The organism is Flavobacterium sp. CF136, from assembly GCF_000282055.1.
Lineage (GTDB): Bacteria > Bacteroidota > Bacteroidia > Flavobacteriales > Flavobacteriaceae > Flavobacterium.
Genome location: NZ_AKJZ01000060.1, coordinates 1 through 26,366 on the forward strand (window position 1 = coordinate 1; position 26,366 = coordinate 26,366).

A 26,366-nucleotide genomic window follows, 5' to 3' on the forward strand; every position below is an offset into this window, starting at 1 on the left:
ATATTAAGGTTTATTTCTTAGTCGGAAACTTCCAATCGAATTCGTCTTTGTCATTAATGATCGCTCCAATTTCAAATTTCACTACTTCATCAAATTCGGTTTGCAGAATAAACCAGTTATCTTCATTAAAATAGTTTTCAAAAGTATCAAAAGTTTCCTGATTGTATTTTGTAATTCCTTTAGTTGCTAAGTCTTTCTTTACATCTGCAATTTTTCTTCCTATTAGTTTGAATCCAAAAACTTCTAAATCATTACTGGAAGCAACCAAATATCCTAATTTCAAATCTTCTTCCTGATAGAACGTTAATCTTATTTTTTGCGTATTGTAAACAAAAATCACATTATCATCCTCGTCCTTATAATTCTTATCCGGTTTTCCTAAAGCATCTGTCACGTCATTTTGCTTCATTCCGAAAAGCAATTTATCAATTCCTGATTTTAGATTTATTTTCATAACTGTTTATTAATTTTTAAAATGCAAATTTCGTGAAGTTTTTTTCAAACTCCGCTATGTTTAGGTTATTATTAATTTTAAAAACTGAAAAGCTTTTGAATATCTTTGATCAAACAAAGTAATTCTTATAAATGAAAAAAATTATCCTATCTCTATTCCTTTATTATAATATAATGGGGTTTGCTCAAAAAACCAACAGTTATATATTAGATAAGAAACAAGTAATTCAGAGAGAACTCGAAAGCCTTTCAGATTTTCCAATCTATAAAGCGTATGGGTATGAAGATAAAGGTGGCATCTATAACTTAGTTTTATGTGAAAACCAAAAAAGCATTTCTAAAAAAGACACTTTGAATACAAAAATTCAAGCTATTTGCGGAATGAACGATCATGGTGGTTTTCTTGAAAAGTGGAGAATCAATGATTTACTTGAAAACACAGATCCTAAAGAAACCAATATTTGGTTTTGGACAAAATACTGCAGTACAAAAGACATTGATACCGATGGTTATGTTGAACCAATAATTGTTTATGGTTCCCGAAATGAAGATGATGAAATAAGACGTGTAAAAATTATAACTGTTTATAAAAACAAAAAGTATGTAATTAGGGCAGTTGAATGCGTCTTAGATGATTGCAGAAGTTTCAAAAAAGATACTAATTGGGGTTTGCTCCCTCAAAAAATAAAAACTTACATCGATAAATTGATTGAAAAAATAAGACAGGACCAAGGTATATTACTAAAAGACGGATAACAACGTTTAAATGTCAAAATTCAACATCAATGTCAATTTTCTGTAGAAATTTTAATATTGACTGGCTGTTTTATATTTTTCATCTCTATAAACTGGATTAAAATCCAGCCCTACAAAATTGGCCGAGCCGAAGATTCTTTTTAATCTAAAGCTTACTCTTTAGATTTTCTTTTACATTATCAAACCATTCGTCTTTTAAGATACTTAAAACAATAGAATCGCGGCGTACATTTTTATCAGCAGTTGGCATGTGACTTCGCAAAACACCTTCCACTTTGCAACCGATGCTTTTCATTGCAGCGATACTTCGTTCGTTATTGTTATCAGCACGGAATTCTACTCGCTCCATTTCTAAAGTTTCAAATGCGAATTGTAATAATAAATATTTACAATGTTTGTTTAGTCCCGTTCCTCTAAAAGCTGAACCATACCACGTATAACCTAATTGAAGGGTTTTATACTCAAGTTGAATATCATAGAAACGTGTTGAACCAGCATATTTTTGAGATTTTTTATCGAAAACAATAAATGGAAATTCCTTTTGAGTTTCTCTTGCTTTTACAGCTGATTGAATATAATTGACCAAGTTGTCTTTTCCATCAGCGCCTACTAGCGAATATTTCCAGGTTTCAGGTTCGTTGACTGAGATTTCAAGTAAATTTTCTATATCTGATTCCTGCAAAGGACGCAAAAGAACCAAATCGTCTTCTAAAATAATATTGTTTGAAAAATTGAAATTATATTCCGGATTCATAATTAACATTTTGATGGATATGATCAACGGATTTTAATCCGTTGCTACAAAATAAGTCATTCCTATGGAATTTTTGTAATGCTTTGTTAATAGCTTTTCTAAATTCACAAAATCTTAAAAATTACTCACTCATTTCGTCGTAACGCTCGGGAACTTGTGGGTCGTATAAAGGGCATTTGAATTCTTCAAGCAACTCTACTAACTTATTCATCGTTTTGCCTTCGGTTCCGTAGCAGTCTATTTTGACGCTTTGTGGTGTAGTGATAACCTGAAAAGCACCATTTCCTGCATTATTTTTCCAGCTGTTTTCATCCACTTTTTCCCATGAAGAGAAAACTGAATTAATTCGGTTTAGGATTACTTCTACAGGGAGTTTTTCAAGACCTTCAACTTCTTGTTTTTCAACTAAGGCTTCGTAAACTTCGTGGTGGTTTAAGTAAACGTCTTCTAAATATCTCCAAAAAAGCAGTTCATACATAACGAGGTGGTGTTTTAGCCCTGATAGCAGCGACATCCTTTTGTGGCGGGGTTCGCCACAAAAGATAAAGCGGATAGCAGGATTAGCTCCTGAAAAGCTAATTGTTATATATTTAAAAAAAGCCATCCAGAGTGGAGTCGAAATCTTTTAAGAAATAAGGGCTTCGACTCCGCTCAGCCTGACAAATTATATTTTAATATTCAAATGTACCGTATTCGCTGGTAATTGTAAGCTTTTTTGAATCTGCAGCTTCTACCCTACCAACGATCTGTGCATCGACATTGAATGATTTTGAAATCTCTATAATATCCTGAGCAATATTTTCAGGTACGTAAATTTCCATACGGTGACCGCAGTTGAAAACCTGATACATTTCTTTCCAATCGGTTTTTGACTGTTCCTGAATCAGTTTGAACAATGGCGGAACCGGAAATAAATTATCTTTTATAATGTGTAAGTTCTGAACGAAATGTAAAATCTTAGTCTGCGCTCCTCCACTGCAATGCACCATTCCGTGAATTTCATTTGGCGTGTAGGTGTCTAAAATTTTCTTAATAATTGGTGCGTAAGTTCTGGTTGGTGAAAGTACTAGTTGACCCGCGTTTATTGGACTGTTTTCAACTTCATCGGTCAAGTTTACCTGACCTGAATAAATTAGTTCTTCAGGAACAAGGGCATCATAACTTTCCGGATATTTTTTAGCCAAATATTTCCCGAAAACATCGTGGCGTGCAGATGTTAATCCGTTACTTCCCATCCCACCATTATAACTTTTTTCATAAGTTGCCTGACCAAAAGAAGCCAAACCAACGATTACGTCACCTGCTTTAATGTTTGCATTATCTACAACATCAGAGCGTTTCATACGAGCTGTTACGGTAGAATCTACAATAATGGTACGAACAACATCACCAACATCGGCAGTTTCTCCGCCTGTTGAGTGAATGGTTACTCCGAAAGATTTTAATTCGTTGATTAATTCTTCTGTTCCGTTGATGATTGCTGAAATAACTTCGGCAGGGATCAGGTTTTTATTTCTTCCAATGGTTGAAGAAAGTAAAATATTATCGGTTGCGCCAACACATAATAAGTCGTCGATATTCATGATTAAGGCATCCTGAGCAATTCCTTTCCAAACTGAAATATCTCCGGTTTCTTTCCAGTACATATACGCCAAAGACGATTTTGTACCGGCTCCGTCAGCATGCATAATTAAGCAATGTTCTTCATCCTGAGTTAAATAATCAGGAACAATTTTGCAGAATGCTTGAGGAAATAAACCTTTATCGATATTTTTTATGGCGTTGTGTACGTCTTCTTTTGATGCCGAAACACCTCTTTGCGCGTACCTTTTGCTAGAATCTGAACTCATGAAACTTAGTTTGTGTTGATGTGGTGCAAAGATAATCGCTTTTTTTAATTCTTTGGTGATTCATCTCAGTTTGATTCACAAAAAAATCCAATCTAACTTAAATTATTACCACTCAATTTCTTTAAGTCCTTTTGATTTCAAGAAAGCGTTAGTCTGACTAAAATGTTTGTTACCGAACCAAAATCCTCTATTTGCACTTAAAGGAGAAGGATGACCGGATTTTAAAATATGATGTTTTGAAGCATCTATTAGCGCCGCTTTCTTTTGGGCGAAACCTCCCCAAAGCAAGAATACGACATTTTCCTTTTCAGCAGAAATTTGCTTTATGACAGCATCTGTAAATTTTTCCCAGCCTTTTCCCTGATGGCTTCCGGCTTCAGATTGTCGAACTGTTAAAGTAGCATTTAAAAGAAAAACGCCCTGATCTGCCCAACGTTCTAAATTTCCAGTCTTAGGAATTGGTTTACCTAAATCAGTTTCAATTTCTTTGAAAATATTATAAAGAGATGGTGGAAACGGAATCCCGTCATTTACAGAAAAACACAATCCATTTGCCTGATTTGGCCCATGATACGGGTCTTGTCCTATAATAACAACTTTTACCTGATCGAAATGACAGTGATCAAAAGCCGAAAAAATCTGACTGCCCTTTGGATAACAAATTTTGGTAGTATATTCAGATTTTACAAAAGCAATTAATTCGTTGAAATATGGTTTTTCAAATTCTTCATTTAAAACTGGCTTCCAGGAAGAATGCATTTTTACGTCCATAATTTTTTTATGCGAATTTCAGAAATTTTTAAGTAAAATCATATTTACCATGTCATAAAATTTAGATTTGAAGTTAGTTGAATTCAATGATTCTATTTTCGTACTTTTGCGTGTACTTTTTTAAAGAAATTAAATGATTAGCATTACCGAAAAAACATTACAAGATTTACAATTTCCAACAGTGCTCGAAACCATTTCTGCAGGTTGTAACACAGATATTGGAAAAGAAAAAGCTTTACAAATAACACCTTTTAGAGATAAAGAAACTTTGATGCAGGCTTTGATGCAGACATCAGAATATGTTTCGTCTTTTCAAAATAACAATGCCATTCCGAATCACGGATTTGACGCCATCACGCATGAAATTAAGTTTTTAGCAATTGAAGACAGCTTTTTAGAAGTAGGCAGTTTTAGAAAAATTGCAACGCTTTCATCAACTTCAAATTTCTTGCTGAATTTCCTGAAAAAATTTGATGATTATTATCCGAATTTAAATGCGAGAGCTTCAAGAGTTGAATACACAAAAGATATTGTTACTACTATTGATGCTATCGTAGATAAATATGGTGAAATAAAAGACAACGCCTCACCTGATCTTTTGAGTATTCGTCAGAATATGAATTTGGTTCGTGGTAAAGTAAATCAAAGTTTTGGAGTTGCCCTGACACAATATAACAGCCTTGGCTATTTGGACGATATTAAGGAAAGTTTTGTACAGAACCGCAGAGTTTTAGCAGTTTTAGCAATGTATCGTCGTAAAGTAAAAGGCTCCATTTTAGGAAGTTCCAAAACTGGAAGTATTGCTTATATTGAGCCTGAAGCTACTTTGAAATATTCAAGAGAATTAGCCAATCTTGAATATGAGGAAAAAGAAGAAATTACGAGAATCTTAAAACAATTATCAAATGCAATTCGTCCATATTTACCATTATTAATCGAATATCAGGAATTTTTAAGTGATATTGATGTTGTTGCAGGAAAAGCGAAATATGCTAATAGAATTAATGGAATATTGCCTACGATTACTGAGGAAAGAAGATTGTTTTTTAGAGAAGCGTATCATCCTATTTTGTATTTGAATAACAAACAAAAGAACGAAATTACACATCCGCAAACAATTGAATTAAAACAGGATAACCGAATTATTGTGATTTCAGGGCCAAATGCCGGAGGAAAAACAATTTCGCTTAAAACGGTTGGTTTATTACAATTGATGTTGCAATCCGGTATGTTGATTCCGGTTCATGAACGCAGTGAAACTTTCTTGTTTGATAGGATTTTAACCGATATTGGAGATAATCAATCTATCGAAAATCATTTGAGTACTTATAGTTACCGATTAAAAAACATGAATTATTTCCTTAAAAAGTGTAATAAGAAAACCATGTTTTTAATTGATGAATTCGGTACAGGTTCTGATCCCGAATTAGGTGGAGCTTTGGCAGAGATTTTCTTAGAAGAATTTTACCATCGTGAGGCTTTCGGAATTATTACAACGCATTATTCGAATTTAAAAATTCTGGCGAACGAATTGCCTTTTGCAACCAATGCGAACATGATGTTTGATGAAAAATCATTAGAACCAATGTATAAACTGGCTTTAGGTCAGGCCGGAAGTTCGTTTACTTTTGAAGTTGCGCTGAAAAATGGTATTCCGTTTGGATTGATTAATCGTGCCAAAAAGAAAATTGAAGTCGGTAAAGTTCGCTTTGACAAAACGATCGCAACACTTCAGAAAGAACGTTCTAAACTGGAAAAAACTTCTATCAATTTAAAAGAAGAAGAAACCCGGGCACGTGAAGAAAGCAAAAAGATGGAAAACATCAATGTAAAAATCAAACAGAAACTGGAAAGCTATCAGGAATTGTACGACAGTAACCAAAAAACGATTTACATTGGTCAGAAAATAGAGGATATCGCCGAGAAATATTTCAATAATAAAAACAAAAAAGACCTTATTGGAGAGTTTTTGAAAATCATTGAAATTGAAAATTCAAAACGTAAAAAAGCAACTCCAAAAGAAGCCAAAGCAATTATAGAAAAGAAAAAAGAAGTTATTGCTGAAGTCTCTGTTCAGGTTGAGGAAATTCGCCAAGAGAAAAAAGAGAAGAAACTTAAACCAGTTATCGAAAAACCAAAACCTATTTTAAAAGTTGGTGACAGAGTTAGAATGCTGGACGGAAGATCTGTGGGAAGTATTGATTCTATTGAAAAAAACAAAGCAACTGTTAATTACGGGATTTTTACTTCGAAAGTAAGTATGGATGAATTGGAATTGGTTGAGGCGGCGAAGAAGTAAGTTTTTAGTTTTTATCGTAAACAAAGTCATTGCGAGGAACGAAGCTAACACAATAATATGAGCAAATCTTTGGTTGAATATCAAAGTGTGATTGCTTCGTTCCTCGCAATGACAAAATAAAAAACAAAAAATGAAACCAGGATTTACTTACATCATCACTAATAAATACCAAACAGTTGTTTATACTGGTGTAACCTCAAATCTTCCGCAAAGAATTTTAGAACATAAAGAGAAAAAATATCCTAAGTCATTTTCAGCTAGATATAATGTAAATATTTTAGTTTTTTACGAGCAATTTTAATTGATTGAAGATGCAATTACAAGAGAAAAACAAATTAAAGCGGGCTCAAGAGATACGAAAAATGAATTAATTCGTTCGATGAACCCTAATTGGAAAGATTTGTTTGAAGATATTAAAGATATAATGACTGAGTAAAAAATTATATACTTGAGGATAACTGCATGTGATTGCTTCGTTCCTCGCAAAGACAAATAACATGGAAATACGTACTGAGATTGCTTCGTTCCTCGCAAAGACTGGTGAGCATAAAAAAATAATTCTTTTTGATGGTGTTTGCAATTTATGCGACAGCTCCGTTCAATTTATTATCAAACACGATAAAAAAGATATATTTAGATTTGTGGCTTTGCAATCAGAATTAGGAATTGAGATTTGTAATTATATTGGTATTGATCGTACAAAAATTGACAGCATCGTTTTGTACAATCCTGGTGTTGCTTATTATTATAAATCTTCGGCAGTTTTGGAAATTGGTAATGAATTAGGTGGGATTTATAGTTTGGCATCCATTTTTAAAATTCTTCCGGAAAGAATTCGAAATTACATTTACGATTATATTGCTAAAAATCGGTACAAATGGTATGGCAAAAAAGAAAGCTGTATGATTCCAACTCCTGAATTGAAGGCTAAGTTTTTATAATTGTAAAATTATTATTCCTTAAAATTTATTTTGAAAACTAAATCCCTAGCCCTGATGAAAGCGGCATCCTTTTTATTTTTTCTTTAAAAATAAAAAGATACAGCGGACAGCAGGAAACAGCTTCAAATAAGAAAGCCTCAAATTCATATGAATCTGAGGCTTTTTGCTATTAGAAATGGATTATTATCTAATCAATTTTCTGTATTTCAAACGTTTTGGAGTTAAATCACCGCCTAAACGTTTCTTTTTATTTTCTTCATACTCAGAGAAACCTCCTTCGAAATAATATACTTCAGAATCTCCTTCAAAAGCCAGAATGTGTGTGCAAATTCTGTCCAAAAACCATCTGTCATGCGAAATCACTACGGCACAACCAGCAAAATTCTCCAAGCCTTCTTCTAATGCACGAAGTGTATTTACATCTAAATCATTGGTTGGCTCATCCAGTAACAATACATTTCCTTCTTCTTTTAACGTCATCGCCAGGTGTAAACGGTTACGCTCTCCACCAGAAAGCATTGAAACTTTTTTGTTTTGTTCGCCTCCACCAAAGTTGAAACGTGACAAATAAGCTCTAGAGTTTACTTGTTTTCCACCCATCATGATTAGTTCCTGACCATCGGCAAAGTTTTCCCAAATAGATTTATTTGGATCAATATTAGAATGCGCCTGATCTACGTATGCAATTTTTACGGTTTCTCCAACTGAAAATTCCCCGCTGTCGGTTTTTTGCTCGCCCATAATCATTTTGAAAATGGTAGATTTACCTGCACCGTTAGGTCCAATGATTCCAACAATTCCGGCTTGTGGCAAAGTGAAATTTAAGTTATCATACAGTAATTTATCTCCAAAAGCTTTGGCTACATTTTTGGCTTCAATAACATTTGTTCCTAAACGTGGACCATTAGGAATATAAATTTCCAAGTTTTCATCCAGTTGTTTTTGGTCTTCGTTCAATAGTTTATCGTAGTTCTGTAAACGTGCTTTTTGTTTTGTCTGACGGCCTTTAGCTCCCTGGCGAACCCAGTCTAATTCACGCTCCAAAGTTTTTCTACGTTTAGAAGCTACTTTTTCTTCCTGCGCCATACGGTTTGATTTTTGGTCTAACCATGAAGAATAATTCCCTTTCCACGGAATACCTTCTCCTCTATCCAGCTCTAAAATCCAACCTGCAACATTATCAAGGAAATATCTATCGTGCGTTACAGCAATTACAGTTCCGGCATATTGTGCTAAATGCTGCTCTAACCAAAGAACAGATTCAGCATCTAAGTGGTTGGTAGGCTCATCCAAAAGCAATACATCCGGCTGTTGCAATAACAAACGACATAAAGCAACACGACGACGCTCTCCACCTGAAAGGTTTTTGATTGGCGTATCTCCTTCCGGTGTACGCAAAGCATCCATGGCAATTTCTAGTTTCGTATCGATTTCCCAAGCACCAAGAGCGTCAATTTTGTCCTGTAAAGCCGCCTGACGATCCATCAATTTATCCATTTTGTCCGGGTCAGAATAGTTTTCCTCAAGACCAAATAAATCATTGATTTGATTGTATTCTTCTAAAACAGCCATTGTCTCGGCAGCACCTTCACGAACAATTTCGATAACAGTTTTTGAATCATCAAGAATAGGTTCTTGTTCTAAATAACCAACAGTGTAACCCGGCTGAAAAACAACATCTCCCTGATAGTTTTTATCAACGCCTGCTATAATTTTTAAAAGAGATGATTTACCTGAACCATTTAGACCCAAAATACCAATTTTAGCTCCGTAAAAGAAACTTAAATAGATATTCTTAAGTACAGGTTTATCTGCTCCCTGATAGGTTTTACTCAATTTTTGCATTGAGAAAATTACTTTCTTATCGTCTGACATTCTATTTATTTTTTATTTTATTAATTATTTTTTATTGACCTATATATTGCAATTGACTTTTGCAATTGTTATTGAAGTATTTTAAACTCTGCCTTTCAAAGCATTAAAAACCCAGGCATTGGCCAAAAAACCAACTCCTGTTGCTGCAAATCCCCAACCTGATACATCGCTGTATCTAAAGGCTCCAAGACCAATAAGTAACAATCCCATAAGTACCATTATAAAAGTCGCCCATCCTAAAACGGTATTTTTATTCATTCCCATAATTGTGTAAATAATTTTAACGTCGTTTAATTTTTTCGGAAATGCAAATATCGTGAATTTTCATGGCTTAATTAAATATTTTATACAGCATTTCTTTTAACAAATCTGACTGAGGCAAAGCATTTGCTCCTACCCCTTTACTTTTAACATCAATATCCCTCAATGCTCCGATAATCTGACTCACTTTTCGCATAGGGTAATTTTTGACTGCCAAATCATATTCTTTTAAAAAATAAGGGTTTACACCAATAGCTGCAGCTACATTTTTAGGATTTTTATCTTTAAGTCCATGGTATTTTAAAAGCTGCACAAAAAAACCAAAAACCAATCCTGTTGTCATGACCAATGGATATTCTTTTGGATTATGGGCAAAATTTTCAGCAATTTTATAAGCCTTGATCTGGTTTCGTTCGCCAATTGCTTTTCGGAGTTCAAAAACATTATAATCTTTACTAAAACCAATATTTTCCTCAATATGCTGTGGTGTAATTACAGTTCCTTGTGGCAAAATAATCTGCAGCTTTTCAAGTTCATTATTAATTTTACTTAAGTCTGTGCCTAAAAACTCTACCAGCATGGCGTTTGCCTTTGGATCAATTGTGTATTTTTTTCCGGCCAAAACACGCTTTATCCAATCGCCAACCTGGTTTTCGTATAATTTTTTACTTTCATAAACGATCCCATTCTGAGCCAATAATTTGGTGACTTTTTTACGTTTATCCAGCGTTTTGTATTTATAACAAAAAACCAAAACCGTCGTTTCCATCGGATTATTGACGTAAGATTCTATTTTATCAATGGTTCTCGATAAATCCTGTGCTTCTTTTACAATAACAACCTGACGATCAGCCATCATAGGATAACGTTTGGCTGTTGAAACAATATCTTCAACAGAAACATCTCTTCCGTATAAAACCGTTTGATTGAATCCTTTCTCTTCTTCGGAAAGAACATTCTGTTCAATATATTCAGATAATTTGTCAATATAATAAGGTTCTTCACCCATTAAAAAATAAATCGGTTTTATATTTCCCGCCTTTATATCATTAACAATTTTTATAACTTCATCCATTCAATATCAGGTTAAGTTTCAAGTTTAAACCTGAAACAAAAAACTATTTTATATTTTTGTTCTATGCAACAATTAAATTTTCCAACTTATACTTTCCGATTCAAAAATAGCGAAAATAAAGTGTCTATTTTTGATGAAATCAGGAAAAAATTTATCATTCTTACTCCAGAAGAATGGGTTCGTCAGCATGTTGTTCATTATTTAATGAATGAAAAAAAATACCCAAAATCTTTAATCAACGTAGAGAAAGTTTTAACTGTCAACGGATTACGAAAAAGATATGATATTGTTGTCTTCAATCCGGATGGTACTATCCATATATTAGTAGAGTGTAAAGCCCCTGAGGTTAAAATTTCGCAGGCAACATTTGATCAGATTGCCCGTTACAATATGACAATGCAGGCACGGTTTTTGAAAGTAACAAACGGTCTGAATCATTATTATTGCCAGATGGATTTTGAAAACGAAAAATATGAGTTTTTAAAATCGTTACCAGATTATAAAGAGGTTTATTAAATTATAAAAAGATTACTTTTGGATAAAATTGCAGTTGTCATTTTAAATTGGAATGGAATAAAATTATTAGAGCAATTTTTGCCATCAGTAATTCAATTTTCTCAAGATGCTACTATATATGTAGCCGATAATGCTTCAACAGATGATTCTGTAAATTTCGTTCAGCAGAATTTCCCAACAGTTAAAATCATTAAAAATACTGGTAACCATGGTTTCGCCAAAGGTTACAATGATGCTTTAAAAGAAGTTGATGCTGAAATTTATGCCTTAGTTAATTCGGATATTGAAGTAACCGAAAATTGGTTAAAGCCGATTATTGAAACCTTTGACAGCGAAAAAAACACAGTTATTATTCAGCCTAAAATTCTTGATTTTAAAAATAAAGAATATTTTGAATACGCAGGAGCTGCCGGAGGATTCATTGATAAATATGGCTATCCATTTTGTCGGGGTCGAATTTTTGATACCATAGAAAAAGACAATGGTCAATATGATGACAATTGTGAAATATACTGGGCTTCAGGAGCTTGCTTTTTTATCAGGAAAGAAGTTTATGATGAATTAGAAGGATTTGATGAATCGTTTTTTGCGCATCAGGAAGAAATTGATTTATGCTGGCGTGCTTTAAACGAAGGACATACTATTAAATACAATTCACAATCAGTCGTTTATCACGTTGGAGGTGCAACTCTGCAGCAGGGAAATCCTAAAAAGACTTATTTAAATTTCAGAAATTCATTGTTGATGATGGTTAAAAATCTTCCTAAAAAAGGATTATTTTTTATAATTTTCTTCAGAATGATTTTAGATGGCATTGCCGGTATCCGATTTTTAACACAGGGGAAATTCAAGCATACCTTCGCTGTTCTTCATGCACATTTTTCGTTCTATTGTATTTCGCTAATATATTTAAGAAAAAGAAAAGATTTTCAAATGCAAAAATACTATACTGTGAGAAGTATCGTTTTCATGTATTATATAAAAAAATTGGTTGTTTTTAAAGAAATCTTTAACAGTAATCAAAATATTAAAAACTAAATTTGTAATCAACGTCTAAATTAAATTTAACATTTATGAGAAAAATAGTAATTGCACTATCCGTATTAATGGCCTTAACTTCGTGTGTTTCTAAAAAGAAATATGCCGAATTGGAAGCCAAAAACAAAGAGACCCAGGATTTATTAAATTCTTGTACTGTAAAATTAAATGCTTGTTTGGAAGAAAAAGCTGGATTGGCAGCAACTGCTGCAAGTTATAAAGAGCATAATCAAGACTTAATAAACAGTTCTAAAGATTTAACGGTTTTAACAACTAAAGGAGCAGAAAACCTTGAAAAATCATTAGAAAGTCTAAAAGAGAAAGATCTTAAAATATCTAGACTTCAAGATGCACTTACTAAGAAAGACAGTGTAACATTAGCATTGGTTACCAGTTTAAAAGGTGCTGTTGGAATCAATGACCCGGATATCGAAATCAATGTTGAAAAAGGAGTTGTATTTATCTCTATCGCTGATAAATTATTATTTAAAAGTGGCAGTTATGATGTAAGTGACCAAGCAAAAAATGTTTTGGCTAAAGTTGCTAAAGTTGTAAATGACAAACCTGATTTTGAATGTATGGTTGAAGGTCATACTGATAATGTTCCATACAAAAGCAACGGAGTTTTATTAGACAACTGGGATTTAAGCGTAAAACGTTCTACTTCTATCGTACGTGTTTTAACAAATGACTTAGGAGTTAATCCTGCAAAATTAATTGCTGCCGGAAGAAGTTCATACGTGCCTTTAGTAGCAAATGATACACCGGACAATAAATCCCGTAACAGAAGAACGCGTATTGTTGTTATGCCAAAAATCGATCAATTTTATGATATGATTGAAAAAGAGATGAAAAAACAACAACAATAATTTTATTATTCTCTTACTTATTACAAAGAAAAAGCAGGTCAATTGACCTGCTTTTTTACTATCCCTAAAATCAAATTAGGGATAATATTGTTTAATTAACTAACTAAATTTTAACTAACAATAAAGTTACAAATAATATTTTTTAAAGCAGTTAATAGTTTAAGTTTTTTTTTACAAAATATCAATATCCCCTTTTCCTTCTCTTACAATTACAGGCTCATGCTCTGATAAATCAATAATCGTAGAGCCGACATTATCTCCGTAGCCACCGTCAATAACAAGATCAACCAGGTTTTGCCATTTCTCAAAAATCAATTCAGGATCTGTTGTATACTCAATTACATCATCTTCATCACGAATAGAAGTTGAAACAATAGGGTTTCCCAACTGACGAACAATTTCTAAAGCAATATTATTATCAGGAACACGAATACCAACAGTAGTTTTCTTTTTAAACTCTTTTGGCAAATTATTATTTCCCGGTAAAATAAAAGTGTATGGCCCTGGCAAAGCTCTTTTTAAAATTTTAAAAGTTGCCGTATCAATTTGACGTACATAATCAGATAAATTACTCAAATCATGACAAATAAAGGAGAAATTTGCTTTCTCTAATTTTACTCCTTTAATCTTTGCAATTCTTTCTAACGCACGAGAATTTGTAATATCGCAACCCAATCCATAAACGGTATCTGTTGGATAAATTACCAAACCTCCGTTTTGGAGTACTTTAACCACTTTTGCAATCGCTGCTTCACTGGGTTTATCCGGGTATATTTTTATAAATTCTGACATTTTTATGTTTTTTTAGACCGTCACTTCGAGTGATTTTTAATAATAATGCGATAGCTTTATTATTAAAAATTGTATCGAGAAGCAAACAGACCATATTGACTTAGCTACTTTAAATAATTTAAAACTTTTTCTTTGCTAAATTAGGTAGTTTATCATATTGTTCATTAATCAATGCCTCTTTTTTTGCTCTTGACCATTTTTTTATTTTTTTCTCTATATCTATTGCAAATGTAATATCTGTAAATTCACAGTAATAAACAAGTTCGACAGGTCTTTTATTGGCTGTATAACAATCAGGGTAGAAACCTGTTTCATGCTGAAAAAATCTTTGAGTCAAATTACTAGTTACTCCCGTATAATAAGAGTTATCAGCACATTTTAAGATATAAACAAAAGACTGTTTCATAAATTAATTTTCCACAATAATATTTTTCTGTTACGACTGTTCTCGATACATTTTTTGTTCCGTTCCTCTCCACAAAAAACACTCGAACTGACGCAATAAGGTACAACTTAAAACAAATTTTATTACCCAACTACATCCAGCTTGGCAAATCGTAATAATAGTTTTTTAATTCCTCCAACTTCAAATTTAATTTCGGCTTTTTTATCCGCTCCAACACCTTCCAGATTGATTACTTCCCCTTTTCCAAAACGTTCATGCATCACTACATTTCCAACAGTTAACTTACTGTCAAATAAATTAGGAGCAACGCTATTTGGGTTAGTCCCTGTAACTGGCTTTAATTTACGAATATTTAAATCCGGTTTAGGCTCATTATCTGTAATATATTTTGGAGGTGTCCCTCCGACTGGTTTTGCTAATCGCAATTTTGATTTGTCAATATCTCCAAAAATATCACTGTCAATCATTGGTTTATAACGGTAGTTATTTTCTGTAGGCGTTAAATATTCTAAATATTGTCCATCGATTTCCTCAATAAAACGTGATGGTTCACTATCTGTCAGTTTTCCCCAGCGGTAACGTGACTGTGCATATGTTAAATACGCCTGATGTTCTGCACGCGTTAGCGCTACATAAAATAAACGACGCTCTTCCTCCAATTCACTTCTTGTGCTCATACTCATAGCACTCGGAAACAAATCTTCTTCCATACCTACAACAAAAACATGAGGAAATTCAAGTCCTTTTGCTAAGTGAATTGTCATTAAGGCTACACGATCCTCATCACTTGTATCCTTATCAAGGTCAGTAGCCAGTGCCACATCTTCCATAAATTCAGATAAAGCTCCTCTTGCACCATCAATTTCTTTCTGCCCTTCAGTAAAATCTTTAATACCATTTAAAAGCTCTTCGATATTCTGAATTTTCGCCATCCCTTCGGGAGTAGCATCTTTTTTAAGCTCCTGAACCAAACCTGTTTTTTTTGCAACATGATCTGTAATATAAAAAGCATCCTGATTTTCGTTAATTACCTGAAAACTCTGAATCATGGTCACAAAATCATTTAATTTATTCTTCGTTCCTGAATTCAGTTTCAAGTCAATCTTGTCAATATTCACCATTATTTCCCAAATCGAACGCTTGTAATGGTTGGCTGCAATAGTTAGCTTCTCTACTGTTGTGTCTCCAATTCCTCTTGCCGGATAATTAATTACGCGGACCAATGCTTCTTCATCTTTTGGATTAATCACTAAACGCAGGTAACACAAAACATCCTTAATTTCTTTTCGCTGATAAAAAGACAAACCTCCATAGATTCGGTATGGAATATCACGTTTTCTCAATGCATCCTCCATTGCACGGGATTGGGCATTGGTACGATATAAAATTGCAAAAGAGCCATTGTGCAATTGATTTTGCATTTTTTGCTCAAAAATAGTACTGGCAACAAAACGGCCTTCTTCGGCATCTGTTAAACTGCGGTGTATTTTTATTTTTGGACCAAAATCATTTGCTGTCCAGACAATTTTATCCAGTTTGGTTTTATTTTTATCAATAATAGTATTCGCTGCTTCAACAATATTTCGGGTTGAACGATAATTTTGCTCTAATCTAAAGGTTTTTACGCCTTCATAATCCTTCTGGAAATTCAAAATATTATTGATGTTCGCTCCACGAAAAGCATAAATACTCTGCGCATCATCACCAACGACACAAATATTCTGAAATTTATCTGATAAAGCCCTGACAATCAAATACTGAGAATGGTTTGTATCCTGGTACTCATCAACCAGAATATAGCGAAAACGGTTTTGATATTTAGCTAAAACTTCCGGAAAACGAGTTAATAATTCATTGGTTTTTAATAATAAATCATCAAAATCCATTGCTCCGGCTTTAAAACAACGTTCTACATATTGCTGGTAAATCTCTCCCAATCTTGGCTTTTTTGCCATAGCATCAGCCTCCTGTAATTCGGGATTATTAAAATATGCTTTTACAGTGATCAAACTGTTCTTATAACTTGAAATACGTCCTAATACCTGCTTAGGTTTATAAATATCACGATCTAATTGCATTTCTTTAATAATAGAAGAAATCAATCTGGCAGAATCCTGCGAATCATAAATGGTAAAGTTTGAAGGATATCCCAGATGCTCTGATTCTGAACGGAGAATACGTGCAAAAACAGAATGAAAGGTTCCCATCCACAAGTTTTTTGCTTCGCTGGCCCCAACAATAGCCGAAATACGGCTTTTCATCTCACGTGCTGCTTTGTTTGTAAATGTTAATGACAATATATTAAATGCATCAACACCCTGATGCATTAAATAAGCAATTCTGATAGTTAAAACACGTGTTTTTCCAGATCCTGCACCAGCAATAATAATCATTGGCCCATCTTTTTGTAAAACAGGTTCTCTTTGTGCTTCGTTGAGCTGGTCAATATATTTATGCATGAATTTTTTCCTTTTATGCAAAAATAAGAATTTAACTCTTAGAAATTTACTTCTTTAAAAATCAAACTTGCCTCAAACAGAAAAATTGCAGTAAAAATATTTTTTTCGTCCGAATAATTTTTTCATCCATAATATAAATTAAAAAACCACTTCATTTTATTGAAGTGGCTTCTTAATTAAAAGGCAGTATAACCTATTTTATTTCATGATTACTTTTATTGTTTTTTGAATATCTGCTGATTGAACAGTTAAGATATATAAACCGGCAGCAATTGCACTTTCATTAACTGCGATTACGTTTTGCCCACTTTCTAATACTTGTTTTTTCGAAAGAAGTATTTGCCCATTGATATTAGACAATGTGATACTTGCTTCTTTTGCCTCAGTTGTGGTAACTATTAACTTAATAGTATTTACAGCAGGGTTTGGTGAAACAACTGCTTCAGAAACAGAAATAGTTTCTGCTATAGCAGCATTAGACAAAGTCGATTTACCTGAACTGCTGCAACTGGCTGCTGTTGGAGAATTTCCAGTTATTTCTAACCAATCAATGTTAGCAAATTCAGAGCTTACGGTTGTTTCTAATCTTATTCTGTTTATTCCGCTTACTAATGTTATAGTTGCATCTGTTGTAGTTGCCCAAGTTGTCCAACTAGCTGTTTTGGGAAATCCTAAACTTGCAATAGCTGTAGTACCGTTTACGACTACTTTGGCTACCGTAGCCGAAGAGCTGCTACCATTAGCATATCTGAATTTAATTGTATATGTTCCTGCTGAAGGTACATTAACTGAATAATCTATTCCTTTTGCAGCCGAATTAGAAAGATTGATGTAGTAACCACCATCAGCACCTGTATAACTGTTTTGAATAGATCCATCAGCACCACAATATCCACTTGCAATTATTGCATTATCGTCAATTCTTAAAGTAGTATTACCACTAGTCACCGGATTAAAAGTTGCCGTAATTGTTGTATTTGCATTCATAGTAACTGTAGTTGATGCAGTTGTTGCTCCGTTACTCCAACTTGCAAATGTATATCCGGATGCCGGTGTGGCAGTAAGAGTTACTACTGTTCCGCTGGCATAACTTGTTGCATTTGGACTACGGCTGATACTGCCTCCCGCTGTTGGACTAGCCGTAGTAGTTAAAGTATAAGAAGTGGTTGCTGCAGTAAAATTTGCAGTAATTGTTGTGTTCGCATTCATGGTAACTGTGGTAGATGCAGTTGTTGCTCCGTTACTCCAGCTCGTAAATGTATAGCCAGATGCCGGTGTTGCAGTAAGTGTTACAACAGTTCCTGCAGCATAAGATGTCGCATTAGGGCTACGACTGATACTTCCCCCTGCTGTCGGACTAGCCGTAGTAGTCAAAGTATAAGAAGCTGTTGCTGCAGTAAAATTTGCAGTAATTGTTGTGTTCGCATTCATGGTAACTGTGGTAGATGCAGTTGTTGCTCCATTACTCCAGCTCGTAAATGTATAACCGGATGCAGGTGTTGCAGTAAGTGTTACAACAGTTCCTGCAGCATAAGATGTCGCATTAGGACTGCGTGCAATACTGCCGCCTGCCGTTGGATTTGCTGTGGTTGTAAGTGTATAATTAGTAACTGCTGTCCCTCCGGATTCTATTGCCCCAAGATCAGGAGCTGTACCGTTAAAAGTAATTCCGGTAGCAGTAACACCCGCATTTATTAAATCACTAGATGTACTTAGCGCTAAAAAATTCCCTAAATTAGGACTTCCATCAGTATTTTTAGTAACTGTTGGGGTTAAAGTAACAAAATCAGCACTACTTACAACAAGTGCTCCACCATTTGTACTAACATTATTTATCCACCATACATTAGAATTTCCTACATCAGTTCCCGTTTTTTTATCACTGCTGCCTGAGTTGTAGGACAAATTGTTTCTGAATTGATGGGTTCCACCTGTTCTGAAATTAAAATTACTTTCGGCATTATTATAAGAGGTATTATTAGACATCTCGATAGAACCTAAGTTATTATTGTCCGTAAAACCATGTTGTCCGTTCCCAAAAGAAACACAACGACGCAAAATATGATTTACTGCAATACCTTCTCCTCCTAATTTGAAACCATTTTTATCTCCACTTCCGGAAGTTCCGCTAGTGGTTAATGTTCCATTATTATAAGCTACACAATTTTCAAATAAAATAATTCCGATTGGTCCCGTATCTGTTTTAGTATATAAATCCCAGCCATCATCAATATTGTTATGAGAAATACATCCTCTAAATATATTGCCCTCACCACAGGTAAGTTTTGCAGCAAAACCATCTGCATTTTCTGAACCTGCATCCTTATTGTCAAAGGCTTCACAATTCAGAATTAAATTATTGGAAGGCCATTGACTGATTGAAGTATAACTTGTCGTATACCTGCTTAACTGAAGACCTGTATCTCTGTTTTTTTCAAAAATACAATTGTCAATAGTATTGTTATTACCTGAAAGAAGCATACCATTGTCACCTGCATTTCTAATGGTAATACCTTTAAAATACCAATAAAGACCATCTAAAACAATACCTCTGTTGGAAGCACTTTCTGTTTGTGCTGAAAAATCAAGAATCGGTATTTCGCCATTATAAGCTTCTATACGCTTAAGATTTCCTGCCGTTCCACTATTTGCTCTGGCAATCAAAATTGTGGAAGCTATCGAATATGTACCGCCTCGCATATAGATGGTTTGTCCCGGACTAACTGTTGTTATAGCATTTGCTACTGTAGTGGGACTTGCTAAGGTACCCGGATTACCGGCGGCACCTGTTGGGGAGACATAAATTTGTGAAAACATGCAAAGTGGAAAAAACAACAATGCACCGAAAAAACTGGTTAATTTTTTTTTCATTTTAATAAAGGTTTTTTGTGGTTAGTTAGTAATTATAATTTATTTTGAAATTATATTCAATTATTGGAACTCATTATTAAAATCAAAAACATACAATGCATCATAATATGTAATCGATTACACAAAAATATGTATTTTTTCCGACAATAACCAATAAAACGTTAAAAAAACTTTAAAAATTAAAAAATTTAATTAAAAAATAGGACGATATGTAATTATTAAATTCTCAATAAGCGTAGTAAAAGCCCGAAAATTCTATCAATTGTAATCGATGACATAAAATAATTACCATTTGAAGAACCTGGAAAAAAATGAAATTTATGTAGAAAATGTATTTTTATAATTTGTAAAATACATCATATGCAAAACGAAGAAGAGTACCGATTACAACAATCAAAAAGAAAACCCTAATAAAACCGTTTCCTTTATTTATAGCCAGTTTAGCACCTAACCAACCGCCCAAAGCGTTACTTGCTGCCATAGGCAAAGCAATTGTCCAAATTATTTTTCCTTTCGAAATAAACAAACAGATAGAACCGAAGTTCGTTGCCAAATTGACCATTTTAGCATTTGCTGAAGCATGCAAAAAATCAAAACCCATTAAAGCAATAAAGGCAACAACAAAAAAGCTTCCTGTTCCGGGGCCAATAAATCCGTCATAAAAACCAACAATTATACTAATGACAACCGCATAAATTATCTGAGTAGCAGCAGAATGATCTTTGGCAACGTGCTGTCCGAAATTTTTCTTGGCATAGGTGTAAATTGCTAAAATAGATAAAACTACCAGTAATAACGGTTTCATAAAATCATTACTTACATAAGTCAATATTGTAGAACCTAAAAATGCCGATGGAACTGCTAAAAACATCATAATCAATAATAATTTCCATTGAATTACAACTTTTTTCAAATATTGAAAAGCAGCAAAAGATGTTCCGCTGAATGCAGGTATTTTTAAAGTCCCAATAACTGTAGAAACAGGCAGGTTAGGTAACAAAATCAATCCCATTGGAGTCTGAATCAACCCTCCACCACCAACTATTGCATCAATAAACCCGGCAGCAAATGCGGCCAGACAAAGCAAAAGGATGATGTATGATTCCATTTATGATGGGTTTCAGTTAGTTTTGAGAATTGCTCACAAAAGTAAGTTTACATTTTATTTATTACAATAAATTTAAAGTGAATTTCTCCCCAAAAAGTATATTTTTGTTGAAAAATTATTAAAATGGATTTTACAAGAATTATAGAATTGGCAAGTTATACTTTACCAGCCATAGTTACCGGATTTGTAGCTTACAGTTTTTTTGAACTGCACATTAAAAACAATGATAAAAAACGTAATTTTTTATTAAACAGAGAAGCTCATAAAGAATCGTTGCCAATACGTTTACAGGCATACGAGCGTATGACTTTATATTTAGAGCGCATTAATTTAACTAAATTATTAATTAGAATTGCTCCGATTTCAAACGAAAAACATGATTATGAAAACTTTGTAATCGACCAAATCGAACAGGAGTTTGAGCACAATCTGACACAGCAGATTTATATGTCTGATGAATGCTGGACAATTATTACTACAGCAAAAAATTCAACCATACAAATTATTCGTAAAACTGCGATGAACGATCGCGTTGACAGTGCTGATAAATTACGTGAAGTAATTTTGAATGATTTATTAGAGAAACAATCACCAAGCAATGCAGCTTTGGGATATATTAAAAATGAGGTTGCTGATTTGTGGTAGCTTTAATTTTTAGATTTTAGAATGTAGGTTTTGAATCTAAAATCTACATTCTAAAATCTTTAACCTATCTTATTATCACTCATAATTTCAGATTTATTCTGAGCATACTCATAGCCTTGCTCCCACCATGTTTTCATTACTTCTTTATTAAAAATCAAAGCATTATTTGTCAGTTTTGTTGGAGTGTAGTATAAATTAAGTTTTACATTCTTATTGCTTGCCATCAGTTTTCCTATAGCAATATCGTGTTTTTCAACCTGGTCCAGGGCAATTCGGAACAAATCAATCATCAATGAAAATGGGTTTTTACCAATAACTGTTTTATCCATATTGACTTCAGTTTCCAGAATAATTACATCTATTTCAGTAGCACCACGATTGATCGCTTCACGGATAGGAACCAGGCTCGAAAATCCGCCATCTCCATATTCATTATTGTTTTTATTGACCAAACTCATAAATGGAACATAATTACTGGATATCCAGGACCAATCACAAAATTCTTCATATGTACAATCTTTAATCGATTTATACTCAGCTTCGTTTTTTGTAAAATTAGTGACAGTAATTACAACATCTTTTTTTAGCTTTTTTAATTTATTGAAATCTGAAAGTGTAAAATTATTCCTGATGTATTTCCGCAAGCCTTTACTTTCTCCAAAAGTTCTTTTTCCCTTAAAAAATTGAAGTAAGACATTAAAGTGGTTAATCGTAACGATATCAACACCATCCTTAACTTTGACAACAAAAGGACAAATATTAAAAATTTTACTCATACTGACATTGGTGTAAACCCAGTGGATTTTCTCAACATTTCCAAGTGCCAAATGTGGAATTAAAAGACTTCCGGTAGAAGTTCCTAAAAACAAATTGTATTGATGTTTTTTAACTTCTAATAAATATTGCGCAACACCGCCGGCAAATGCGCCTTTACTGCCACCACCGGAAATAACCAATGCTCTCATAGATAATTGTTAGGTTTTGTTCATGATTTGGGAAAAGAGAAAAAGAATAAAGAGAAAAGAAAATAGACACATATTATGTATTATGTTCTGTTTTCTATATATTCTATTTTTTCACTCTTTTAATAAACGACTCAATTGAAATTGTTCATCGGGGTTCAAATTAATCAAAATTCTTTCAAATGAAGCACGCATTTCAGTATTTTTTATTAGGAGCCGAATTGTATCTCTTCCAAATTTTGAAAACTGCCACATATGATGTGTGGTCGCTTTCACCAAATTCGTCAGTACCTGATCATTTATTATTTTAAAAGCAATTAACTTTTCCAGTGCATTTTGTCGGGTCGTAGCTTCGTATTTTGCTGAAGAAAAAGCAATCAGTTCAGAGATTAAAGATTCCGGGGTATCACTGTAATCTGGTGTTGATAAAGCCAATGAAAGCCATAAAGTGCGAAGATTATAGTCGTTAAAACCAATTCTGTTTTTTGATTTGTTTAAATATTCTGCCTGATGATCCGGAAAATTTTTCCACAACCAATACAATGCAATTTCTTGTGTCTGATAGGATTTATCTTCAAGCAATGCTTCATATTCAACTCTGAAATCTTCCGGAATTTTTGTCAAAGTCTCTGCAACAGCCTGACGAACCTTGACATTGTTTGTTTTTAAAGCTAAAAGCAGTAATTGCTTTTTTGCTTCGTATTTTTCATCTTCCAATTGATCAAGAATAGCCGTTTTTACGCCACTATAAATGTCCGAATTTAATGTTTTAATAAAGAAATCATTTTTCTCCGCCAAAGGTGTTTTTTTCAATTTATCAACTTCTAAACGTACCTGAATTGCTTTATTTTTACTCAATAAAGTATTTGCTGTTGCCGTATCAAAAGCAGTAGATTCCAGCCATGTTTTCTGAAACTGAACCAGATCAAAACTGGATACTTTTTTAATTTCATCAAAGAAATCCTGAGTATTTACGGTTTGATAAGCGTATTTTTTCAGATAGTTTTTTATTGCTTTTTTAAACGCTTTATCGCCTATTGATTCATGCAAAACAAATAATGCCCAGGCGCCTTTTTCATAAAAAGTAAGAGAACTGGCTTTTGCGTTTAAAACCGGAATATTATCAGATCGTGAAGCAAATTTTATTTGTTGGGCGGTTTCATATAATTTCGAATAAAAATAATCATCACCATAAATATCCCTTTCGGCAAGTAACGCATAATAGGTTGCGAAGCCTTCCTGAAGCCAATGATGCGTACTGCTTTCGGCAGTAATCAGATCTCCAAACCAATGATGTGCCAATTCGTGGGCATCAACATTAGTATAATTTCGATCTTCAAAACCAATAGAATCAACTACATATCTTGTGGCAAAAAGTGTCGTAGTCGTATTTTCCATTCCTGCATAAAGGAAATCACGAACCGGAATTTGCCTGTATATTTTCCAAGGGTACTTCACTCCTATTTCTTTTTCCAAAAAATCAAAAATGCGTTTAGAATAGCGATATGTTGGTTCAAAACGATCTGTATCTTTATTTTCTAAATAATATTCTAACGGAATTTTAGATTTTGATTTGAATTCTTTTTTATCAAATTTTCCAATGGCAAGCATCAATAAATAGGAACTCATTGGCTTTTGCATTTTATATTGCCAATGCAGATTATTCTCTTTTTTAATTTTTTCTTCTAAAATGCCATTCGAAACAACCTGATACTCTTTATCATAAGTAATCCCTAAACTAAAAATCAATTTTTCATTCACATCATCAAAACTCGGAAACCAATTGCTGGTATATTTTCCCTGTCCCTGCGTCCAGATTTGTACTTCAGAATTTTCAATAGCAACAAAATATAAAGCCTGCTTTGGTTTTGCCACATATTCAAAACTTAAATGATTTTTACCTTTTTGAAAATTATAAACAATTTGTAATTGCTTACCCGTATTCAGAAAAACAGCATCCTTATTATCTATTTGAACATGGGAAAACTCCATGTTTTTAGCATCAATTTTTATCGTATCGAGAGGTTTCAGAACTTCAAATTGATAATCTACTGAGCCGGAAACTGATTTTTCCTTAGCGTTTAATATCAATTGTCCGGTAACTGATTTAAAATCTACAAATTGAGTTTGCTGAGCAAAAACAAAGCTGGTAATAAATAATAGGATGTATTTCATTGAAAATTAGAATTTATAGAATCCATTTCCCAGTTTCCCGGATTGGTTTTTATGTATTGATAAATTTTATCAAATGTATTGTAATTACGAACAATATGATCATGATAATTCGTTTGCCAAATTTTGGTAGAGACGCACTGCTGTGCATCTTTATAAATATCATTAATTTGTTTTGTCGTGACTGATTTAAAAATAGCAACGAAGGATGAAATCGAATTCGGTTTTCGGGATAATTTTGATTCCAATTGGTTTTGGTTTTCCTGTAGAGGCGCACAGCAGTGCGTCTCCTCCGAAACGTTTGTCGACATGGATATGCCGGGCGTAGACGCACTGCTGTGCGCCTCTACATTATGCGTGTGTATATTAGATTCATTGAATAAAATATTCCTGTTCTGAATTTCAATCAACAAATGAATATGATTTGGCATAACAACCCAATTATGAAAAAACCAATTTTTACGAATTTTAATTGATTTTAAAAGCTCATTTTCTATAATTTGACCATTATCATTTAAAATTATTTCATCATCTATAACAGATCCAAAAATACATTTTCTGTTTTTAGTAACGATGGTAATGAAATAAACTGCTTCGCCTGAATAATCCCAGTTTTTCAATCTTTTTGAATCAATTTTAAATTTATCCTGATATAAAGTCATTTTTCGGCGTATAAGAAATTCAAAGTTACAAAGGTTTCATCAACAAATCGAATGAAATTTGTATGTTTACATTAGAAAATTATATGATCGTGTCAACACCCAAAAAAGCCTTATTTAACTGGAGCAGCGGAAAAGATTCTGCTCTGGCCTTATACAAAATCCTTCAAAACCCTGAATTTAAAATTGAATATTTATTGACGAGTGTCAATCAGCAATTTCAGCGCATTTCTATGCATGGCGTACGTGTAGAGCTGCTCAAAGCCCAGGCAAAAAGCATTGGTCTGCCTTTAAAAATTATGCAGATTCCGGAAATGCCAACCATGGAAGTATATGAAAATGTGATGACTAAAACCTTAACCGAATTAAAAGAACAAGGCATTACCCATTCTGTTTTTGGAGATATTTTTCTCGAGGATCTGCGAAAATACCGTGAGGATAAATTAGCACAAATTGGTTTTGAAGGTATTTTTCCGATTTGGAAAATTCCAACGTACGATTTGATTCAGGAATTTATTAATTTAGGATTTAAAACAATCGTGGTTTGTGTAAATGAGCGTTTTCTTGACAAAAGTTTTGTCGGGCGAATAATCGATCAGTCTTTTATTAATGATTTACCGGAAAATGTAGATGTTTGTGGTGAAAACGGTGAATTTCATACCTTTACTTTTGATGGTCCTATTTTCTCTGAACCAATTAATTTTGAGGTTGGTGAAACTGTATATCGCAAATATGAAAAACCAAAAACCGAATCCAGCAATACGGCTTGTGATACAAACGAAACGGATGCTTTTGATTATGGCTTTTGGTATATAGACTTAATTGCTAATTAAA

Annotated in this window: 25 protein-coding genes; 9 read left to right on the top strand and 16 right to left on the bottom strand. The window is 33.4% G+C overall.

The window, feature by feature from the left end; translation table 11 throughout:
- Nucleotides 1–10: 10 nt before the first annotated feature.
- The gene (locus PMI10_RS16830) at nucleotides 11–454 is read right to left on the bottom strand and encodes a hypothetical protein (RefSeq protein WP_007810228.1); all 444 of its coding nucleotides are present in this window, start codon (nucleotides 452–454) and stop codon (nucleotides 11–13) included.
- A gap of 131 nt (nucleotides 455–585) precedes the next feature.
- Here PMI10_RS16830 and PMI10_RS16835 point away from each other — a divergent pair, with 131 nt between their 5' ends.
- Entirely contained in the window at nucleotides 586–1,209 is a 624-nt protein-coding gene (locus tag PMI10_RS16835; RefSeq protein ID WP_007810230.1) for a M949_RS01915 family surface polysaccharide biosynthesis protein, read from the top strand.
- 145 nt (nucleotides 1,210–1,354) lie between these two features.
- On the opposite strand, the gene PMI10_RS16840 is transcribed toward PMI10_RS16835, so the two are convergent.
- From PMI10_RS16840 to PMI10_RS16855, 4 genes are all read right to left on the bottom strand, one after another.
- Entirely contained in the window at nucleotides 1,355–1,963 is a 609-nt protein-coding gene (locus PMI10_RS16840; RefSeq protein ID WP_007810232.1) for a GNAT family N-acetyltransferase, read from the bottom strand.
- Between the two features lie 121 nt (nucleotides 1,964–2,084).
- Complete coding sequence (locus tag PMI10_RS16845; RefSeq protein ID WP_007810233.1) at nucleotides 2,085–2,441, bottom strand: hypothetical protein; 357 nt, start codon at nucleotides 2,439–2,441, stop codon at nucleotides 2,085–2,087.
- A 193-nt stretch (nucleotides 2,442–2,634) separates the two neighbouring features.
- Nucleotides 2,635–3,813 carry an AIR synthase related protein gene (locus PMI10_RS16850; protein ID WP_007810234.1) on the bottom strand — a complete coding sequence of 393 codons (1,179 nt, stop codon included), beginning with the start codon at nucleotides 3,811–3,813 and terminating at the stop codon, nucleotides 2,635–2,637.
- Nucleotides 3,814–3,918: 105 nt separating this feature from the next.
- Nucleotides 3,919–4,584 (bottom strand): uracil-DNA glycosylase, encoded by a 666-nt coding sequence (locus PMI10_RS16855; protein ID WP_007810235.1) that lies wholly within the window; start codon nucleotides 4,582–4,584, stop codon nucleotides 3,919–3,921.
- A gap of 133 nt (nucleotides 4,585–4,717) precedes the next feature.
- Between PMI10_RS16855 and PMI10_RS16860 the strand changes: the two genes are divergently transcribed.
- From PMI10_RS16860 to PMI10_RS16870, 3 genes are all read left to right on the top strand, one after another.
- Nucleotides 4,718–6,883 carry an endonuclease MutS2 gene (locus PMI10_RS16860; protein ID WP_007810236.1) on the top strand — a complete coding sequence of 722 codons (2,166 nt, stop codon included), beginning with the start codon at nucleotides 4,718–4,720 and terminating at the stop codon, nucleotides 6,881–6,883.
- A 130-nt stretch (nucleotides 6,884–7,013) separates the two neighbouring features.
- On the top strand, nucleotides 7,014–7,184 hold the full coding sequence (locus PMI10_RS22420) for a GIY-YIG nuclease family protein (protein ID WP_007810237.1): 171 nt from the start codon (nucleotides 7,014–7,016) through the stop codon (nucleotides 7,182–7,184).
- 196 nt (nucleotides 7,185–7,380) lie between these two features.
- Nucleotides 7,381–7,824, top strand: coding sequence for a thiol-disulfide oxidoreductase DCC family protein (locus PMI10_RS16870; RefSeq protein ID WP_050992460.1), 444 nt, complete (start codon nucleotides 7,381–7,383; stop codon nucleotides 7,822–7,824).
- Nucleotides 7,825–8,007: 183 nt separating this feature from the next.
- Here the strand turns inward: PMI10_RS16870 and ettA are convergent, their stop codons facing one another.
- The 3 genes from ettA to holA all read right to left on the bottom strand — a co-directional run bounded on the left by ettA (nucleotide 8,008) and on the right by holA (nucleotide 11,035).
- Entirely contained in the window at nucleotides 8,008–9,699 is a 1,692-nt protein-coding gene (gene ettA, locus PMI10_RS16875; protein WP_007810239.1) for an energy-dependent translational throttle protein EttA, read from the bottom strand.
- 81 nt (nucleotides 9,700–9,780) lie between these two features.
- Nucleotides 9,781–9,963: a CAL67264 family membrane protein gene (locus PMI10_RS16880; RefSeq protein ID WP_007810240.1), complete on the bottom strand. Its 183-nt coding sequence runs from the start codon at nucleotides 9,961–9,963 to the stop codon at nucleotides 9,781–9,783.
- A gap of 67 nt (nucleotides 9,964–10,030) precedes the next feature.
- Nucleotides 10,031–11,035, bottom strand: coding sequence for a DNA polymerase III subunit delta (gene holA, locus PMI10_RS16885; protein WP_007810242.1), 1,005 nt, complete (start codon nucleotides 11,033–11,035; stop codon nucleotides 10,031–10,033).
- Between the two features lie 63 nt (nucleotides 11,036–11,098).
- Between holA and PMI10_RS16890 the strand changes: the two genes are divergently transcribed.
- From PMI10_RS16890 to PMI10_RS16900, 3 genes are read left to right on the top strand one after another with little or no spacing between them, the layout of a single operon-like run.
- Nucleotides 11,099–11,551 (top strand): type I restriction enzyme HsdR N-terminal domain-containing protein, encoded by a 453-nt coding sequence (locus PMI10_RS16890; RefSeq protein ID WP_007810244.1) that lies wholly within the window; start codon nucleotides 11,099–11,101, stop codon nucleotides 11,549–11,551.
- Nucleotides 11,552–11,569: 18 nt separating this feature from the next.
- Nucleotides 11,570–12,589: a glycosyltransferase family 2 protein gene (locus PMI10_RS16895; protein ID WP_007810246.1), complete on the top strand. Its 1,020-nt coding sequence runs from the start codon at nucleotides 11,570–11,572 to the stop codon at nucleotides 12,587–12,589.
- Between the two features lie 35 nt (nucleotides 12,590–12,624).
- Nucleotides 12,625–13,458, top strand: coding sequence for an OmpA/MotB family protein (locus PMI10_RS16900; RefSeq protein ID WP_007810248.1), 834 nt, complete (start codon nucleotides 12,625–12,627; stop codon nucleotides 13,456–13,458).
- A 171-nt stretch (nucleotides 13,459–13,629) separates the two neighbouring features.
- On the opposite strand, the gene PMI10_RS16905 is transcribed toward PMI10_RS16900, so the two are convergent.
- The 5 genes from PMI10_RS16905 to PMI10_RS16925 form a co-directional block, all read right to left on the bottom strand.
- Nucleotides 13,630–14,250: an L-threonylcarbamoyladenylate synthase gene (locus PMI10_RS16905; protein WP_007810250.1), complete on the bottom strand. Its 621-nt coding sequence runs from the start codon at nucleotides 14,248–14,250 to the stop codon at nucleotides 13,630–13,632.
- 118 nt (nucleotides 14,251–14,368) lie between these two features.
- A complete protein-coding gene (locus PMI10_RS16910; RefSeq protein WP_007810254.1) occupies nucleotides 14,369–14,656 on the bottom strand; it encodes a GIY-YIG nuclease family protein in 288 nt (95 codons plus the stop codon).
- A 122-nt stretch (nucleotides 14,657–14,778) separates the two neighbouring features.
- Complete coding sequence (locus PMI10_RS16915; RefSeq protein ID WP_007810255.1) at nucleotides 14,779–17,115, bottom strand: ATP-dependent helicase; 2,337 nt, start codon at nucleotides 17,113–17,115, stop codon at nucleotides 14,779–14,781.
- 198 nt (nucleotides 17,116–17,313) lie between these two features.
- A complete protein-coding gene (locus PMI10_RS21755; RefSeq protein WP_007810256.1) occupies nucleotides 17,314–19,986 on the bottom strand; it encodes an InlB B-repeat-containing protein in 2,673 nt (890 codons plus the stop codon).
- Between the two features lie 337 nt (nucleotides 19,987–20,323).
- The gene (locus PMI10_RS16925; protein WP_007810257.1) at nucleotides 20,324–21,094 is read right to left on the bottom strand and encodes a sulfite exporter TauE/SafE family protein; all 771 of its coding nucleotides are present in this window, start codon (nucleotides 21,092–21,094) and stop codon (nucleotides 20,324–20,326) included.
- 123 nt (nucleotides 21,095–21,217) lie between these two features.
- Here PMI10_RS16925 and PMI10_RS16930 point away from each other — a divergent pair, with 123 nt between their 5' ends.
- Nucleotides 21,218–21,739, top strand: coding sequence for a DUF7935 family protein (locus PMI10_RS16930; RefSeq protein ID WP_007810258.1), 522 nt, complete (start codon nucleotides 21,218–21,220; stop codon nucleotides 21,737–21,739).
- Between the two features lie 59 nt (nucleotides 21,740–21,798).
- Here the strand turns inward: PMI10_RS16930 and PMI10_RS16935 are convergent, their stop codons facing one another.
- From PMI10_RS16935 to PMI10_RS16945, 3 genes are all read right to left on the bottom strand, one after another.
- On the bottom strand, nucleotides 21,799–22,704 hold the full coding sequence (locus PMI10_RS16935; protein WP_007810259.1) for a patatin-like phospholipase family protein: 906 nt from the start codon (nucleotides 22,702–22,704) through the stop codon (nucleotides 21,799–21,801).
- 111 nt (nucleotides 22,705–22,815) lie between these two features.
- Nucleotides 22,816–24,876 carry a M1 family metallopeptidase gene (locus tag PMI10_RS16940; RefSeq protein ID WP_007810260.1) on the bottom strand — a complete coding sequence of 687 codons (2,061 nt, stop codon included), beginning with the start codon at nucleotides 24,874–24,876 and terminating at the stop codon, nucleotides 22,816–22,818.
- Complete coding sequence (locus PMI10_RS16945; protein ID WP_007810262.1) at nucleotides 24,873–25,535, bottom strand: transposase; 663 nt, start codon at nucleotides 25,533–25,535, stop codon at nucleotides 24,873–24,875. The genes PMI10_RS16940 and PMI10_RS16945 overlap by 4 nt, the downstream gene beginning before the upstream one ends.
- 62 nt (nucleotides 25,536–25,597) lie before the next feature.
- On the opposite strand from PMI10_RS16945, the gene PMI10_RS16950 reads away from it, so the two are divergent.
- Nucleotides 25,598–26,365 (top strand): diphthine--ammonia ligase, encoded by a 768-nt coding sequence (locus tag PMI10_RS16950; RefSeq protein WP_007810263.1) that lies wholly within the window; start codon nucleotides 25,598–25,600, stop codon nucleotides 26,363–26,365.
- The last annotated feature ends 1 nt before the right edge of the window (nucleotide 26,366 follow it).

What these genes read in the sequence shown, in the direction of transcription:
- PMI10_RS16905 (WP_007810250.1), bottom strand. Translation starts at nt 14,250, where the DNA reads ATGTCAGAATTTATAAAAATATACCCGGATAAACCCAGTGAAGCAGCG.
- PMI10_RS16915 (WP_007810255.1), bottom strand. Translation starts at nt 17,115, where the DNA reads ATGCATAAATATATTGACCAGCTCAACGAAGCACAAAGAGAACCTGTT.
- ettA (WP_007810239.1), bottom strand. Translation starts at nt 9,699, where the DNA reads ATGTCAGACGATAAGAAAGTAATTTTCTCAATGCAAAAATTGAGTAAA.
- PMI10_RS16850 (WP_007810234.1), bottom strand. Translation starts at nt 3,813, where the DNA reads ATGAGTTCAGATTCTAGCAAAAGGTACGCGCAAAGAGGTGTTTCGGCA.
- PMI10_RS16835 (WP_007810230.1), top strand. Translation starts at nt 586, where the DNA reads ATGAAAAAAATTATCCTATCTCTATTCCTTTATTATAATATAATGGGG.
- PMI10_RS21755 (WP_007810256.1), bottom strand. Translation starts at nt 19,986, where the DNA reads ATGAAAAAAAAATTAACCAGTTTTTTCGGTGCATTGTTGTTTTTTCCA.
- PMI10_RS22420 (WP_007810237.1), top strand. Translation starts at nt 7,014, where the DNA reads ATGAAACCAGGATTTACTTACATCATCACTAATAAATACCAAACAGTT.
- PMI10_RS16930 (WP_007810258.1), top strand. Translation starts at nt 21,218, where the DNA reads ATGGATTTTACAAGAATTATAGAATTGGCAAGTTATACTTTACCAGCC.
- PMI10_RS16940 (WP_007810260.1), bottom strand. Translation starts at nt 24,876, where the DNA reads ATGAAATACATCCTATTATTTATTACCAGCTTTGTTTTTGCTCAGCAA.
- PMI10_RS16945 (WP_007810262.1), bottom strand. Translation starts at nt 25,535, where the DNA reads ATGACTTTATATCAGGATAAATTTAAAATTGATTCAAAAAGATTGAAA.
- PMI10_RS16925 (WP_007810257.1), bottom strand. Translation starts at nt 21,094, where the DNA reads ATGGAATCATACATCATCCTTTTGCTTTGTCTGGCCGCATTTGCTGCC.
- PMI10_RS16855 (WP_007810235.1), bottom strand. Translation starts at nt 4,584, where the DNA reads ATGGACGTAAAAATGCATTCTTCCTGGAAGCCAGTTTTAAATGAAGAA.
- holA (WP_007810242.1), bottom strand. Translation starts at nt 11,035, where the DNA reads ATGGATGAAGTTATAAAAATTGTTAATGATATAAAGGCGGGAAATATA.
- PMI10_RS16840 (WP_007810232.1), bottom strand. Translation starts at nt 1,963, where the DNA reads ATGAATCCGGAATATAATTTCAATTTTTCAAACAATATTATTTTAGAA.
- PMI10_RS16910 (WP_007810254.1), bottom strand. Translation starts at nt 14,656, where the DNA reads ATGAAACAGTCTTTTGTTTATATCTTAAAATGTGCTGATAACTCTTAT.
- PMI10_RS16860 (WP_007810236.1), top strand. Translation starts at nt 4,718, where the DNA reads ATGATTAGCATTACCGAAAAAACATTACAAGATTTACAATTTCCAACA.
- PMI10_RS16830 (WP_007810228.1), bottom strand. Translation starts at nt 454, where the DNA reads ATGAAAATAAATCTAAAATCAGGAATTGATAAATTGCTTTTCGGAATG.
- PMI10_RS16880 (WP_007810240.1), bottom strand. Translation starts at nt 9,963, where the DNA reads ATGGGAATGAATAAAAATACCGTTTTAGGATGGGCGACTTTTATAATG.
- PMI10_RS16900 (WP_007810248.1), top strand. Translation starts at nt 12,625, where the DNA reads ATGAGAAAAATAGTAATTGCACTATCCGTATTAATGGCCTTAACTTCG.
- PMI10_RS16870 (WP_050992460.1), top strand. Translation starts at nt 7,381, where the DNA reads ATGGAAATACGTACTGAGATTGCTTCGTTCCTCGCAAAGACTGGTGAG.
- PMI10_RS16890 (WP_007810244.1), top strand. Translation starts at nt 11,099, where the DNA reads ATGCAACAATTAAATTTTCCAACTTATACTTTCCGATTCAAAAATAGC.
- PMI10_RS16935 (WP_007810259.1), bottom strand. Translation starts at nt 22,704, where the DNA reads ATGAGAGCATTGGTTATTTCCGGTGGTGGCAGTAAAGGCGCATTTGCC.
- PMI10_RS16950 (WP_007810263.1), top strand. Translation starts at nt 25,598, where the DNA reads ATGTTTACATTAGAAAATTATATGATCGTGTCAACACCCAAAAAAGCC.
- PMI10_RS16845 (WP_007810233.1), bottom strand. Translation starts at nt 2,441, where the DNA reads ATGTATGAACTGCTTTTTTGGAGATATTTAGAAGACGTTTACTTAAAC.